Annotated in this window: 9 protein-coding genes; 5 read left to right on the forward strand and 4 right to left on the reverse strand. The window is 66.4% G+C overall.

From position 1 onward, the window contains the following. Positions 1-21 precede the first annotated feature (21 nt). The 3 genes from J2X34_RS26155 to J2X34_RS26165 form a co-directional block, all read right to left on the reverse strand. A complete protein-coding gene (locus J2X34_RS26155; RefSeq protein WP_114724144.1) occupies positions 22-330 on the reverse strand; it encodes a PE family protein in 309 nt (102 codons plus the stop codon). Between the two features lie 124 nt (positions 331-454). After that, complete coding sequence (locus J2X34_RS26160; protein WP_114724143.1) at positions 455-805, reverse strand: metallopeptidase family protein; 351 nt, start codon at positions 803-805, stop codon at positions 455-457. Position 806: 1 nt separating this feature from the next. Further along, positions 807-1,889 (reverse strand): septum formation family protein, encoded by a 1,083-nt coding sequence (locus tag J2X34_RS26165; RefSeq protein WP_429520145.1) that lies wholly within the window; start codon positions 1,887-1,889, stop codon positions 807-809. A 51-nt stretch (positions 1,890-1,940) separates the two neighbouring features. Between J2X34_RS26165 and J2X34_RS26170 the strand changes: the two genes are divergently transcribed. Both J2X34_RS26170 and serS read left to right on the forward strand, forming a co-directional pair. Next, complete coding sequence (locus tag J2X34_RS26170) at positions 1,941-2,363, forward strand: ankyrin repeat domain-containing protein (protein ID WP_429520146.1); 423 nt, start codon at positions 1,941-1,943, stop codon at positions 2,361-2,363. 30 nt (positions 2,364-2,393) lie between these two features. After that, entirely contained in the window at positions 2,394-3,653 is a 1,260-nt protein-coding gene (gene serS / locus J2X34_RS26175) for a serine--tRNA ligase (RefSeq protein WP_174907455.1), read from the forward strand. Positions 3,654-3,736: 83 nt separating this feature from the next. On the opposite strand, the gene J2X34_RS26180 is transcribed toward serS, so the two are convergent. Beyond that, positions 3,737-4,225 (reverse strand): PaaI family thioesterase, encoded by a 489-nt coding sequence (locus J2X34_RS26180; RefSeq protein ID WP_114724140.1) that lies wholly within the window; start codon positions 4,223-4,225, stop codon positions 3,737-3,739. A gap of 553 nt (positions 4,226-4,778) precedes the next feature. On the opposite strand from J2X34_RS26180, the gene J2X34_RS26185 reads away from it, so the two are divergent. From J2X34_RS26185 to J2X34_RS26195, 3 genes are all read left to right on the forward strand, one after another. Continuing rightward, positions 4,779-8,000, forward strand: coding sequence for a beta strand repeat-containing protein (locus tag J2X34_RS26185; RefSeq protein ID WP_429520147.1), 3,222 nt, complete (start codon positions 4,779-4,781; stop codon positions 7,998-8,000). Positions 8,001-8,221: 221 nt separating this feature from the next. Then, positions 8,222-11,155: an Ig-like domain repeat protein gene (locus J2X34_RS26190; RefSeq protein ID WP_429520148.1), complete on the forward strand. Its 2,934-nt coding sequence runs from the start codon at positions 8,222-8,224 to the stop codon at positions 11,153-11,155. Between the two features lie 325 nt (positions 11,156-11,480). After that, positions 11,481-15,146, forward strand: coding sequence for a beta strand repeat-containing protein (locus J2X34_RS26195; protein WP_429520149.1), 3,666 nt, complete (start codon positions 11,481-11,483; stop codon positions 15,144-15,146). The last annotated feature ends 26 nt before the right edge of the window (positions 15,147-15,172 follow it).

Below are 15,172 nucleotides of genomic sequence, written 5' to 3' on the forward strand. Positions count from 1 at the left end.
GCAGGTCCCGGTCCGGCGCGGTCACATGCCGGCCGCGAGCGACGTCCCGATCGTCTGGTCCTCGTCCCGGTAGGTCGCGGCCTGCGTGCGGAGCATCGCGGCGGCGGCGGTGAGTTCCTCGATGCTGCGCCCGGCCGCCGGGCTGAAGCTGTTCGCCAGGCCGTTGAAGTACCCGGCCGCCATCACCGACACCTCCTCGGCGCCGGACGGCGCGACGGTGAGGGCCGGTGCCGCCGCGGTGAGGGTGACCTGCAGGCGGACGGCGAGCGCGTCGAGTTCGGTGGCCGCGGCGAGGAGGACGTCAGGGTCGACGAACACGTGATCCGACATGCGGGTATCTCCTCGAATCGGGGTCGATGGCAACCGGGGCGAGCAGATGAAACTCGTCCCTTGATTGCTTGGACGCCGAAAGCGAGCGGTCGGTTCCATTCGAATTCGACCGGATCGGGACGGGTCAGCCCCAGCCGAGCTCGTGCAGCCGGTCCTCGTCGATGCCGAAGTAGTGCGCCACCTCGTGGATGACGGTGACCATCACCTCGTGCACCACCTCGTCCTCGGTGTGGCACACGTCGAGGATCGCGTCGCGGTAGATGGTGATGGTGTCGGGCAGGGCGCCGCCGTAGTGGCTGTCCCGCTCGGTGAGGGCGATGCCGTGGTAGAGCCCGAGCAGGGTCGGCTCCTCGTCGTTGCGCGGCTCGACGAGCACCACGACGTTGTCGATTCCCGCGGCGAGTTGAGGCGGGATGAGGTCGAGCGCTTCCGAGACCAGCTCCTCGAAGTGAGCGGCCGTCATGGTCACCGGCACGTCAGCCCCCGGCCGGGGGGAGCGGCGCGGCGCCGGGCAGCGGGGTCGGCACGGAACGGCCCTCGGGCGCGGGCGGCGGCGGGACGGGCGCCTGCCCGTTGATGAGGATGGCGCCCTTGGCGCTGCCGACGATGGTCGCGAATCCGCTGCCGTCGACCTCCTTGCCGATCGAACAGTTGATCTTGCGGCTGCCGACGAGCCAGCTGTCGAGGTCGAGGTTGTCCCAGAACAGCGTCAGGGTCTTGTCACGCAGCGTGTCGGGGGAGCCGAGGTAGCCGTTGCCGGCCTCGGTGCACGCGCCCTCGAGGAACTTGTCCTGGTCCTCGACGGAGGGCATGCCACCGGGGAAGCGGCTGGCCAGGTCGATCACGCCGACCACCTCGAACGCGTGCGACTGCGCGCAGTCGACGGGATCGGACGGGACGTTCTGGTTGATGCCGATGCAGGTGCCCACGTTCCACACCTTCGACTGGTCCTGCTCGGCGACGCGGCCCTCGATGGGCAGCAGTGTTCCGGTGACACCGGAGAACTGCAGGCCGCAGCGGATGGTGCGTTCGCCGGCGGCCCAGCCGGCCTCGCCGGGATTGATCAGGCCGACGCTGAACTTGCCCTTGGGGTCGAACCGTCCGTCCAGGTAGTTGTTGACGGCCGGCGCGCAGTGTTCGTCGCGGAGTTCGGAGAAGCGCAGTACACCGGGGAACTTGGAGCCCGGACCGAACTCGACGCCCGGATACAGGCTGAGGTCCACATCGGTGGCGACCTCGAACTGGTGCGCCTGCGCGCAGTCGACCTTCTCGAGGTCGCTGGCGTCGGCGCTGCTCCATGTCAGGCAATCGCCGGTGGTGGCCGAGCCGAACGCCTCGCCGGCGACGGCGCCGGTGGGCTGCGGTCCCACGCCACTCGTGTGAACAGGCAGTTTCTCGCCGCGGTCGAAACCGCCGGAGACGAAGATGGTGGCGATGGCGGCGATCACCGCGCCGATCGCGACGAGCGCGAGAGCACGCCTGGTCACCGGCGCGGACACGTGTCGGCGCCGCTCCGGCTGTGGTGTCGGCTGCGGTTGATCGTCGGACATTGGTTCCATAATGCCCGCATCGGGGGCAGATGCCGAAGTTTCCGCGTAGGTTCGTCCGACATGAGTGAGGAACATCCCGGTGAGCACGACGGCGACCTGCCGGGAGACGTGCAGGAGTTGGCCGGTCGATTGTTCGACATGGCCCGGACCGGCGCCGCGACCGCGTTGGCGCAGTACGTCGACGCCGGGGTCCCGGTCAACCTCACGAACGCGAGCGGCGACACGCTGGTGATGCTCGCGGCCTACCACGGGCACACCGACGCGGTCCGGGCGCTGATCGAGCGGGGCGCCGACGTGAACCGCCCGAACGACCGCGGACAGACGCCGCTGGCGGGTGCCGTGTTCAAGGGCGAGGACGCCGTGGTGGCCGCGCTCGTGGACGCGGGGGCCGACGCGGCGGCCGGTCAGCCGTCGGCGCTCGATGCCGCACGCATGTTCGGACGCGACGACTATCTGCAGATATTGGGGAAGCACCCGGAATGAGCGTGGTGTCACCAAGTAGGGTTTGTGGTCGTGATTGACCTCAAGTTCCTTCGCGAGAACCCCGACGCCGTCCGCACCTCGCAGCGCACCCGCGGTGAAGACCCCGGTCTGGTCGACGCGCTGCTCGAGGCCGATGCATCCCGCCGCGCCGCTGTCCTGGCCGGCGACACCCTGCGCGCCGAGCAGAAGGCGTTCGGCAAGAAGGTGGGGCAGGCGTCCCCGGAGGAGCGTCCCGCGCTGCTCGAGGGTTCCAAGGAACTGGCGCGGAAGGTGAAGGACGCCGAGGCGACCCAGCACGAGGCGCAGGCCGCGATGGAGGCCGCCCACCGCGCGATCTCGAACATCGTGCAGGAGGGTGCGCCCGCCGGCGGCGAGGACGACTTCATCACGCTCGAGACCGTCGGCGAGATCCCGACGTTCGACTTCGAGCCCAAGGATCACCTCGAGCTCGGTGAGTCGCTGGGACTGATCGACATGGAGCGCGGCGCCAAGGTGTCGGGCTCGCGGTTCTACTTCCTCACCGGCTTCGGTGCGATGCTCCAGCTCGGCATGCTGCAGCTCGCGGCGCAGAAGGCGATGGCCAACGGTTTCACCATGATGATCCCGCCGGTGCTGGTGCGCCCCGAGATCATGCAGGGCACCGGTTTCCTGGGCCAGCACTCCGACGAGATCTACCACCTCGCGGACGACGACCTGTACCTCGTCGGCACGTCCGAGGTCCCGCTCGCGGGCTACCACTCGGGCGAGATCCTGGACCTGTCGAACGGCCCCAAGCGGTACGCGGGCTGGTCGTCGTGCTTCCGTCGCGAGGCCGGCAGCTACGGCAAGGACACCCGCGGCATCATCCGCGTCCACCAGTTCGACAAGGTGGAGATGTTCACCTACTGCAAGCCCGAGGACGCCGACGCCGAGCACCAGCGTCTGCTCGCCTGGGAGCGCGACATGCTGGACGCGATGGGGCTCCCGTACCGCGTCATCGACGTCGCCGGCGGCGACCTCGGTTCGTCCGCGGCCCGCAAGTTCGACTGCGAGGCTTGGGTTCCCACCCAGCAGCAGTACCGCGAGCTGACGTCGACGTCGAACTGCACCACCTACCAGGCCCGCCGCCTCGCGGTGCGCTACCGCGACGAGAACGGCAAGCCGCAGACCGCCGCGACCCTCAACGGCACCCTCGCCACCACGCGCTGGCTCGTCGCGATCCTCGAAAACCACCAGCAGGCAGACGGTTCCGTCAAGGTCCCCGCCGCCCTGGTGCCGTTCGTCGGCCGTGAGGTGCTGACGGCGCCGTAGTGCTCACTTTTGGTGTTGGCCGAATGTCACATGCGTTCAGTTGGACCGAACGCATGTGACATTCGGCCGAAGTGTTTTCGGGGTCAGCGCAGGATCAGGCAGGTGGTGGACGCCGTCGCCAGCAGCCGGTCCCGGTCGTCGCGGACCTCGGCCCGTGCGGTGGCGGTGGTGCGGCCGGTGTGCTCCGAAAAGCCGTGCACGCGAATGGATCCCTGTTCGGCCTTGATGCCGCGGATGTACCGGACGGTGATGTCGAGGGTGGTGTATCCGACGCCGGCCGGAAGGGTGCTCGAGACGGAGAAGCCCATCGCGGTGTCGATCATCGTGGCGATGACGCCGCCGTGCACACTGCCGACGGCGTTGTAGTGCCACTCGGCCGGCTCGGCCGTGATCTCGACGAAGCCTTCGCGGGCGTCGGTGACGCGGAAGCCGAGGGTGCTCGCGGTGGGATGGTGCGGGACGGTGCCGTCGACCAGGCCGCGGACGAACTCGAGTCCACTGAGGTTCCGGTTGGCATCCGCGATCGGGGCGGGGTCGTTCCAGGTGTAGGTGCGCTGACGTTCGGGAGACACCCGTCAGACCGTACCCGCGGCGGTGCGGGCTCGCGGCCCGGTGGCTGGCCAGGCCGAATTCCATTTCTGGAATTCAATTCAATAATACCCTGCGGTATGTAGGAGTGATCAATTCTTTGTTCGCCGTAGCGGGTCGATTCCCGGTCGGCGTCTCGGCGAGGGCGGGGCCATCGGTGTCGAGTTTGGGGCTCATTTCGGTGCGGGGTGAAGCGTAAGGGTTAATCCCGAGGTGAAGTTCCCGATTCTGGACACACGGCGACGCTAGACATGGTACTGGACTCATGTCCAGGCATGTTGACCCAGTTGGAAGCTATTTTTTCGCCTCCGTGTCCATGTGGCGGCCGAGGGTTTCTTCCGGATCGGACGTACCGGCCGGTAACAAACGTGTGTTTGGCAAATCCCCAGCAACATTTGGACGTTTGGTCGGCAAAACCGACACATAGGCGTAATCCCGCCGTTATGGTGTGCGGACCTCTGCGGATTTCCCCTCCCCCCATCCGCAACTTCTGCAAAGGAAGCGAGTATGCAAAATTCGATAGTGAGGCGCTGTGTCGTGCCACTCACAGGCACAGCGCTCGTCGCCGGCGCGATGTTGGTGGTAACTCCGACCACCGCGTCCGCGGCGAACGCCCCGGTCACTACGACGACCAACTTCAAGACGACCTGCAAGGCGAACAACTCGATCTCGCAGGTCGTCAAGACGACCGATTCTTCAGTGACTGTCACGGCACCCACTCAGGTGGAGCCGGGCGAGACCTTCACATTCCGCATCCAGTCGGGACCCTCCTCGTATCCGAACTCCGATTCGGGTGCGACCACGACGAACATCTCGCGGCTCAAGTTCGACTTCATGATTCCGGAAAACTCCACCTTCGTAAGTGCGGCGGTGGTCGGATCCGGGATCAACCTCGACAACGTGGCGCCCGGCGTGCTGCGTGTCAACGACTCCGGCAGCCCGGACGCGAGCGGGCAGATTCTGCGTCTGTCCGGAAACAACCAGGTCATCGGTAACGGGCCTTCGTCCAGCACGAACAGCGAGGGTGGGATTCGGGCGCCCAAACTGAAGAAGAACATCGATGGCAGCACCAACGGCAACGGGGATAGCTGGTTCCAGTTGCCGGCGGTCGACGTCACAGTCGTCGCCGGTGTTGGCGGGACCCCCATCACTCCGAAGATTCGAACGGCTGGCGCGGCCGGCAACTTCAACGCGTTCGAGAACTTCAACACGACGTTGCCCAAGGCTTCGGTCTTTCTCCTCGGCACGCAGTGGGCCGACACCCGCTGCAGCCCCCGCGACACTGAGGGCGGAGCGCTCAATGCTGGCGCCGGACCACTCGCGACGATCAATGTCGCTGCCTCTCAGGTGTCGACCACCACGACCCTGACGGCCCCGGCGACCGCGGAGACCGGTGCCCCGGTCACGCTGACTGCCAACGTCGCGCCCAACAACGCGACGGGCTCGGTGCAGTTCCAGGACAACGGCACCGACATCGGCTCCCCGGTGGCGGTGTCGGGCGGCTCGGCCAGCCTGGATCACACGTTCACGTCTGCCGGTTCGCACTCGGTGACGGCGGTGTTCACCGGTGCCGGTAGCTTCACCGGTTCGACGTCGGCGGCTTCGACCGTGACAGTGTCCGACCCGACCCCGGTCGATGTCGCGACGACGCTGGGATTGACGGTTCCGCAGAACGCGGAGACCGGCACGGCCGTCGACCTGACCGCCACCGTGACCCCGGCGAATGCCGCGGGCACCGTGCAGTTCAAGGACAACGGCAACAACATCGGTTCCCCGGTGACGGTGGCGTCCGGTGCGGCGACGTTGTCGCACTCGTTCACCGCGGCCGGCGCACACGCGATCACGGCCGACTTCACGGGCGCACCCGGCTTCACGGGTTCGACCGCGGGAGCCCAGAACGTGACCGTCGCCGATCCGGTGGTTCCGGATGTCGAGACCACGACGACGGTGTCGGCTCCGGCCAACGCCGCGACCGGGGCCGAGGTGACGCTCACCGCGAACGTCGCCCCGCAGAATGCTTCCGGCACGGTGCAGTTCACGGCCAACGGCAGCAACATCGGTTCGCCGGTGACGGTGTCCAACGGTGTTGCGACGCTGCCGCACACGTTCGCCACTGCCGGCTCGTACGCGGTCGGCGCAGCATTCACCGGTGACGCCGGATTCGCTGCCTCCACTGCGGCGCAGACGCAAAACGTCACTGTGACGGATCCGGTCACTACGACGACGACTGAGCTCACGGTCCCGCAGGACGCGGAGACCGGCGCAGCGGTGGACCTGACGGCGAACGTCACTCCGCAGAATGCGGTCGGTTCGGTGCAGTTCCAGGACAACGGCACCGACATCGGTCAGCCGGTGACGGTCTCGAACGGTGTTGCGACGCTGTCGCATCAGTTCACCTCGGCCGGTTCGCACAGCATCACGGCCACCTTCACCGGTGGAGCGGGATTCGCGGGCTCGACCGCGGGTGCACAGACCGTGACGGTGACCGATCCGGTGGTGCCGGACACCGAGACCACCACCACCGTGACGGCCCCGGGCACCGCTGAGACGGGCTCCTCGGTGACATTGTCTGCTGCGGTTGCCCCGGTTCCGACCGGTGGCACGGTGCAGTTCAAGGTCGCCGGCAGCGATGTCGGTACTCCGGTGAATGTCGATGGCACCGGTCACGCGAGCATGCCGTACACGTTCAATGCGGAGGGTTCGTATGCAGTGACCGCGGTGTACTCGGGAACCACCGGGTTCGCGGGTTCGACGGCGTCGGCTCAGAACGTCGCGGTTTCGGATCCGGCTCCGTCGGATGTGGTGACGACGCTGGGGCTGACGGTTCCGGCCACGGCTGAGACGGGTGCTGCGGTGGATCTGTCGGCGTCGGTGACTCCGGCGAATGCCGCAGGCACGGTGCAGTTCTCGGTGAACGGCAGCCCGGTCGGTGCTCCGGTCACGGTGTCGGGCGGTGCGGCAACGTACACGCACACCTTTGCTGCCGCGGGCTCGTTCAATGTGACTGCAGCGTTCACCGGTGCGGTCGGATTCACGGACTCGGCTGCGTCTGCGCAGACGATCGCGGTTTCGGATCCCACTCCGGTGGAGGCGGACACCACGACGATGCTGAACGTCCCGGGCAACGCCAAGACCGGTGAGCCGGAGGATCTGTACGCAACCGTGTACAACGCCGCGACTGCGGAGGTCGTCCCGAGCGGCGGCACTGTCGAGTTCTTCGACGGCGCAACGTCGATCGGAACAGCTCCGGTGGTTGACGGTGTTGCCACATTGGCGCACACCTTCACCGCGGCGGGCACGCACACCATCACCGCGACGTTCAGCGGCGCGACCGGGTTTGCCGGTTCCAACGCCGGGGCGAAGCAGGTCGTGGTCACGGTGCCGACAGTGGCCGACGTCGAGACGGCCACCGTAGTGACGGTGCCGGCGAACGCGACGGCCGGAACCTCGGTGCAGTTGTCGGCGCAGGTGACCGGTGCGGGTGACGTTGCGGTGAACGGCACGGTCCAGTTCTTCGACGGGGCCAACCCGATCGGGGACGCGGTGCCGGTGGTCAATGGCACGGCGGTTCTGAACCACACCTTCACCACGTCGGGTGCGCACAGCATCCACGCGGTGTTCAGTGGCGGCCAGGGCATCGCGAACTCGACCTCGGGTTCGCAGACCGTCCAGGTCTCCGGGGGCAACCCGAGCGGAAGCTTGGGCAGTCTGAGCGGACTATTCGGCGGCCTTCTTGGTGGCTTGAAGTTCGGCTCGTAAGTAGTTCCTGATCCAGGCGCGGTCTCGCCTCCATGCGGAGACGGGGCCGCGCCTGAGATCGTCAGATCCGAAAATGATTGTTGGCGAATGGAAATCGCTCTTGGCGGTTGCCGAGAAACGACTCTGCAACGATCAGCAAACGGTGACGCTGCAGTCCAGCTAGCGTCGGCATTCTTTTTACACCGCTGGGTCGGGGAAGCGCATACCTGAGGGAGGATTCAGTGGGTTTGTCATCCTTGCGGCGGCTCGCTACACCGGTCGTAGCGGGTGTAGCGGCGGTCGGACTCTTGGTCGCGGGAAGTGGCCTGGCCTTTGCGGCCGATCCACCTCCGGCCAGCAACCAGGGCTCGTCCGACAACGTCAAGTTCAAGAAGGAAGTGATCGGTAGCAACGTCCTCCATCGAGGCGACACGGTCACGTACAAGAGCACCATCTGGGTGGACAGCGGTGTGGAGCGCTACATTCCGAAGTTCCGGGACGTGCCGCCCGCGGGGTTCACGCTGGTGTCGGGCAGCCCCAAGGTGACGTACCTGGGTGCCACGAACAAGGCCACCTTCACCAACGAGTCGGATGGCGGCGTCACCGCAAAGTGCAGCGGCAGTGGCTGCAACGCCTTCGGCAACGGGTTCATCGTCAAGAGCGGGCAGAACGTCACGCTCGAGACCAGCTACCGGGTACCGGACACTTTCGCGTTCGGTACGTATGACAGCGGCGTGCTGCTGGACGTGTGGGCGTTCTCCGGAAACCCGAAGGGTGCCAATCCGTTCAACGTGAAGGTCAGGGTCGAGGAGTTCGCCACGACCACCACACTCCAGGCGCCGACGTCCGCGACGACGGGGCAGCCGGTGACGCTGACAGCGACCGTGAACCCGACCAACGCGATCGGCCAGGTGCAGTTCAAGGACGGCGGTGTGAACATCGGTTCGCCGGTGACGCCGGTGAATGGTGTGGCCACGTTTTCTCATCCATTCGACTCGGCCGGCGCGCACAGCGTCACCGCGGAGTTCGTCCCCGGCGCCGGCTTCTTCGGGTCGACTTCGGCCGCGCAGTCCGTCACGGTCACCGACCCTGATGTGGCGACGTCGTTGTCGTTGACGGTTCCGGGTTCGGCCCAGACGGGTGCCGAGGTGGATCTGACGGCGACGTTGTCGCCGTCGGATGCTCAGGGCTCGGTGCAGTTCTCGGTGAACGGCGCTCCGGTGGGTACGGCTATTCCGGTGTCCGGTGGTTCGGCGACGTTGCCGCACACGTTCAACGCGGCTGACACCTACGCGGTGACGGCCGAGTTCACCGGTGCTGCCGGGTTCACGAACTCGACGGCCCCGGGACGGAACGTCACGGTCACCGATCCCGATGTAACTACCTCGCTGGCGCTTGCCGCTCCCGCTTCTGCGGTGACGGGTTCGTCGGTGGATCTCACGGCGACGGTGTCTCCCTCGGATGCTCAGGGCACGGTGCAGTTCTCGGATAATGGTGCCCCGATCGGTTCTCCGGTTGTCGTGGTGAATGGTGTTGCGACGTTGCCGCATACGTTCACCTCTGCGGGCTCGCACAGCATCACTGCCGATTTCACGGCCGGCCCCGGTTTCGTGGATTCGTCGGCGGCGGCCCAGTCGGTGACGGTGACGGATCCTGATGTGACGACGTCGGTGTCGTTGACGGTGCCGGGTACGGCTCAGACCGGTTCCGAGGTGAGCCTGTCGGCGGCGGTGGCTCCGGCTAATGCTCAGGGCACGGTGCAGTTCAAGGTCGACGGTGTCGCGGTGGGTTCGCCTCAGACGGTGTCGGGTGGTGTTGCGACGCTGCCGTATACGTTCGGTGCTGCGGGTTCGTACTCGGTGACCGCTGAGTTCACGGGTGCGGCCGGGTTCACGGATTCGACTGCGTCGGCTCAGAACGTCACGGTTTCGGATCCGGATCAGCAGACGTCGTTGTCGTTGACGGTGCCGGGTTCTGCGGTGACGGGTGCGTCGGTGGATCTGTCGGCGACGGTTACTCCGTCGAATGCTCAAGGAACGGTGCAGTTCTCGGTCAACGGCAGCACGGTTGGTGCTGCGGTGACGGTGTCGGGTGGTTCGGCGACTCTGGCGCACACGTTCAATGCCGCTGACACGTACGCGGTGACGGCGGAGTTCATCGGTGCTGCGGGTTTCGCGGGCTCTACCACTTCGGCCCAGGCGGTGACGGTGACTGATCCGGATCAGGAGACCACGACGACGGTGTCGGTGCCGGCGACCGCTAGGACTGGTGAGCAGGTGAGCCTGTCGGCTCAGGTGTCACCGTCGAACGCTCAGGGTTCGGTGCAGTTCAAGGTCGACGGTGTCGCGGTGGGATCGCCGCAGACGGTGTCGGGTGGTGCTGCGGCAGTGCCATACACGTTCAATGCTGCTGATACGTATACGGTTACGGCCGAGTTCGCGGGTGCTACCGGGTTCACGAACTCGACGGCCACGGGTCAGAACATCACGGTGACCGATCCGGCTCCGGTCGACATCCAGACCGTGACGTTGCTGGGTGTTCCGGGTTCGGCGACGACCGGCGTGGAGACCACGCTGTCGGCGACGGTGCAGGCGCAGAGCGGGACAGCTGTCCCGACGGGAATGGTGGAGTTCCGTGACGGCGATTCGCTGATCGGTTCGCCGGTAGCCCTGCTGAACGGCTCGGCGTCACTTCAGCACACGTTCACCGCCCCGGGGACGCGTCAGATGACCGCGGTGTTCCAGCCCGACTCGGGCTTCGCGGGATCCACGTCGACGCAGCGTCCGGTCGAGGTGTCCGCGCCGAACCCCGTGGACGTCCAGACGTCGGCGGTCATGACGTCGACTACATCCGCGACGGCCGGCACGCCGTTCACGTTGAGGGCTCAGGTGATCGGTGCGCAGTCGCTGCCGGGCACGGTGCAGTTCTTCGACGGTGGCGTCGAGATCGGTCAGCCGGTGCCCGTGGTGGGCGGCTTCGCCGAGGTCGCGCACACCTTCACCCTGAGCGGTCCGCATCAGATTCACGCGGTCTACTCGGGCGGCCCGGGCGTGGCGGGTTCGACGTCCCAGGTGCAGGTGCTCGATGTCGCCGAGTCCGGTGACGGCACGGGCAGCTTCGGGTCGTTGGGGACGGGGTCTCTCGGCAGCCTGAGCGGGCTGCGGTTCGGGTCCTGACACCTCTCGACTGACGCAGACTGTGGCCCCCGGACCTGATGGTCCGGGGGCCACAGTCGTTCCACTGGTCGAATCCCTCGTTCGATCCTGATCTGGACGTTTGTCCGGTAGAGTTCGAGCCGCATTTCAGACGCGGAGTCGGGCTGCGGTTGGTTGCAGGGGGTGGCATGGGCCCTGCAACGCGCCCCGGACTCGATCCCCTCAGCGCGATGTCCCAGGTCGTACCTGATCCGTTGAGTTGGCGGCCGTCGAGTCGTCGTCGAGAGGGAAGTGCATGGTTGGCAGGGGACTTCGCCGAATAGTCGGCGGAATTAGCGTTTTCGCATTGTCCGCGGGATTCGCAGCGACCGTCGGTGTGGGGGCAGCAGGTGCCGCACCGGCGTCGGTGAACTGGCAGGACGGCAACAGCAAGTTCACCCGCACGGTCAGCAACGCCGCCCCTTCTGTGGGGGAGACCGTCACGGTGTCCACGAAGTTCGAGCGCACCGGTGGCGGGGTCGAGTGGCTCTGGGCAGTGAAGGACATCCACCCGCCGTGCCTGACATTTGTCAGTGGAAACACCTCCAACCCGCAGATCGCTCCCGACTACGTTCGGGTGTCGGGAAACTGGCCGGTGTATCCGAACATCAGCCCGAAGTCGCAGACGTTCGAGTTCAACTACTTAGTGGGCGCGAACTGTGCCCGTGCGACTCCGCTGATGACGACGATGCACTACTCGGGCGGACTGGGCGATGGCACCTACACGGACAAGGGTCCGACGATCACCGTCGCGAAGGACGCCACCACCACGACGTTGGCCGCGGTGCCCAATCCGATCGTGACGGGGCAGGCGGTCACTCTGAGTGCGACGCTGACCGGCGTGGCGCAAGGCAGCACGATCGAGTTCTACGACGGTGCAACGAAGCTCGGTGACGGCCAGTCGAACGCGGCGGGTGTCGCGACCTACGCGTGGACTCCGACCACGGCGGGTGCCCGGAGTCTGTCGGCGAAGTTCCCGGGCACGGCGATCGCGGCCTCGTCGCAGTCCGCCGCGCAGAACGTGCAGGTGAACGCCCCGGTTGCAACCAGCGCCGCCTTGTCGGTCCCGGGAACTGCCGTGACCGGCACTCCGGTGACCCTGTCCGTGGCGATGACGCCGTCGAACGCGTCGGGCACGGTGCAGTTCAAGGACAATGGTTCGAACATCGGATCCCCGGTGACGGTGTCCGGTGGCCAGGCGTCGCTGCAGCACACCTTCACAGCTACCGGCGCGCACAGCATCACCGCCGACTTCGTGGCCGGTTCCGGTTTCGTGAATTCGTCGGCAGCGGCGCAGACCGTGACGGTCGCGGATCCTGATGTGGCGACGTCGTTGACGGTTGCGGCTCCGGCTTCTGCTGAGACGGGTGCGTCGGTGGATTTGTCGGCGACGGTGTCTCCGTCGAATGCTCAGGGTTCGGTGCAGTTCTCGGTGAATGGGTCTCCGGTGGGTGCGGCGGTTCCTGTGTCGGGTGGTTCGGCAACGCTGCCGCATACGTTCGGTGCTGCTGGTTCGTATTCGGTGACCGCTGAGTTCACGGGTGCTGCCGGGTTCACGGGTTCGACCGCTGCGGCGCAGTCGATCACCGTCACCGATCCTGATGTTGCGACGTCGTTGACGGTTGCGGCTCCGGCTTCTGCGGAGACGGGCGCTTCGGTGGATCTGTCGGCGACGGTGTCTCCGTCGAACGCGCAGGGTTCGGTGCAGTTCAAGGACAATGGTTCGAACATCGGATCGCCGGTGACGGTGTCCGGTGGCACGGCTACCCTTCCGCACACCTTCACGACGGCTGGTTCGCACAGCATCACGGCCGATTTCGTTGCCGGCTCCGGTTTCGTGAATTCGTCGGCGTCGGCGCAGTCGGTAGCGGTCACAGATCCTGATGTGACGACGTCGTTGTCGTTGACGGTTCCGGGTTCGGCTCAGACGGGGTCCGAGGTTGATCTGACGGCGACGGTGTCTCCGTCGGATGCTCAGGGTTCGGTGCAGTTCAAGGACAACGGCACGAGTATCGGTTCGCCGGTGTCGGTGTCGGGTGGTTCGGCGACCTTGCCGCACACGTTCGCTGCGGCTGGTTCGCACAGCATCACGGCCGATTTCATTGCCGGTTCCGGTTTCGTGAATTCGTCGGCGTCGGCCCAGTCGGTGACGGTGACCGATCCTGATGTGACCACGTCTCTGACGGTTGGTGTTCAGGCTTCTGCGGAGACGGGCGCCGAGGTTGATCTGACGGCGACGGTGTCTCCGTCGGATGCTGCAGGCACGGTGCAGTTCTCGGTGGACGGCACTGCTGTCGGTGGCCCGGTGACGGTGTCAGGTGGTACGGCGACGTACGCGTACACGTTCAACGCCGCTGAAACCTACGCGGTGACGGCGGAGTTCACCGGTGCTGCCGGGTTCACGAACTCGACTGCCACGGCACAGTCGGTGACGGTCACCGACCCCGATCAGCAGACGTCGTTGTCGTTGACGGTTCCGGGTTCGGCTCAGACCGGCTCCGAGGTTGATCTGACGGCGACGGTGTCGCCATCGAATGCTGCAGGCACGGTTCAGTTCAAGGACAACGGCACGAACATCGGATCCCCGGTAGCCGTCGTCAACGGTGCTGCCACTCTGCCGCATACCTTCACTACGTCGGGCGCCCACAGCATCACTGCCGATTTCGCGGCGGGCCCCGGTTTCGTGGATTCATCGGCCGCGGCCCAGTCGGTGACGGTGACGGATCCTGATCAGCAGACGTCGCTGACGGTTGCCGCTCCGGGCTCTGCGGAGACGGGCGCTTCGGTGAACCTGTCGGCGACGGTTAGTCCGTCGAATGCCCAGGGTTCGGTGCAGTTCAAGGTCGACGGCGCACCGGTCGGAACCGCGCAGGCGGTGTCGGGTGGTTCCGCAACGCTGCCGTACACGTTCGGTGCTGCTGGTTCGTACTCGGTGACTGCCGAGTTCACCGGCGCTGCCGGATTCACGAACTCGACCGCTGCCCCGCAGGGCATCACGGTGACGAATCCGGTTGTCCCGGATACACAAACCGTCACGGCGGTGACTGTTCCCGCGACCGGCGAGACCGGTCAACAGGTGACGCTGTCGGCGGCGGTGTCGCCGGCTCCGACGGGCGGAACCGTGCAGTTCAAGGTGGCCGGTGCCGATGCGGGCGCTCCGGTGACTGTGGATGTGAGCGGCCACGCGAGCATGCCGTACACGTTCAACTCGGCTGGATCGTTCGCGGTTTCGGCGGTGTACTCGGGCGCGCCCGGATTCGAGGGCTCGACGTCCGCGACGCAGAGCATCACGGTTTCCGATCCTGCCCCGATCGATGTCGAGACGGTGACCGTGGTGGGTTCCCCGGACACGGCCACGACGGGCATCGAGACGGTTCTCTCGGCGACGGTGCAGGCGCAGTCCGGGACGGCGGTGCCGACGGGCACGGTGCAGTTCCGTGACGGCGGCATCGAGATCGGTTCGCCGGTGACGGTGTCGAACGGTGCGGCAACGCTCGAGCACACGTTCACCACGGTACGGACGCATCAGATCACCGCGGTATTCGCTCCGGGTGCCGGGTTCGCGGCTTCGACGTCGACGCCGCATCCGGTCGAGGTGTCCGCGCCGAATCCGACCGACGTGCCGTCGACGGTGGTGATCGCGTCGGGGCAGTCGGCAACGGCGGGTACCGCGTTCACGTTGACTGCCCAGGTGGGCGGTGCTCCGACATTGCCGGGCACGGTCCAGTTCTTCGACGGCGGTGTCGAGATCGGTCAGCCGGTGTCGGTGGTGAACGGTGTCGCCGAACTGGTGCACACCTTCACCCAGAGTGGGCCGCACCAGATCTACGCGGTGTACTCGGGCGGCCCGGGCGTGCAGGGTTCGACGTCGCCGGTGCAGACGCTGGACGTCGTGCAGTCCGGCGGCGGTGACGGTGGTAACGGTTCGTTGGGTTCGCTCGGCAGCCTGAGCGGCCTACTGTTCGGTTCCTGACTCCGTAGCTCCTGAGTGAGTGGCCC

It is taken from the genome of Rhodococcus sp. BE178 (genome assembly GCF_050433545.1).
Lineage (GTDB): Bacteria > Actinomycetota > Actinomycetes > Mycobacteriales > Mycobacteriaceae > Prescottella.

Bases quoted from the DNA above. Each gene is read 5' to 3' on its own strand.
- J2X34_RS26165 (WP_429520145.1), bottom strand. From the start codon at position 1,889: ATGGAACCAATGTCCGACGATCAACCGCAGCCGACACCACAGCCGGAG.
- J2X34_RS26170 (WP_429520146.1), top strand. From the start codon at position 1,941: ATGAGTGAGGAACATCCCGGTGAGCACGACGGCGACCTGCCGGGAGAC.
- J2X34_RS26155 (WP_114724144.1), bottom strand. From the start codon at position 330: ATGTCGGATCACGTGTTCGTCGACCCTGACGTCCTCCTCGCCGCGGCC.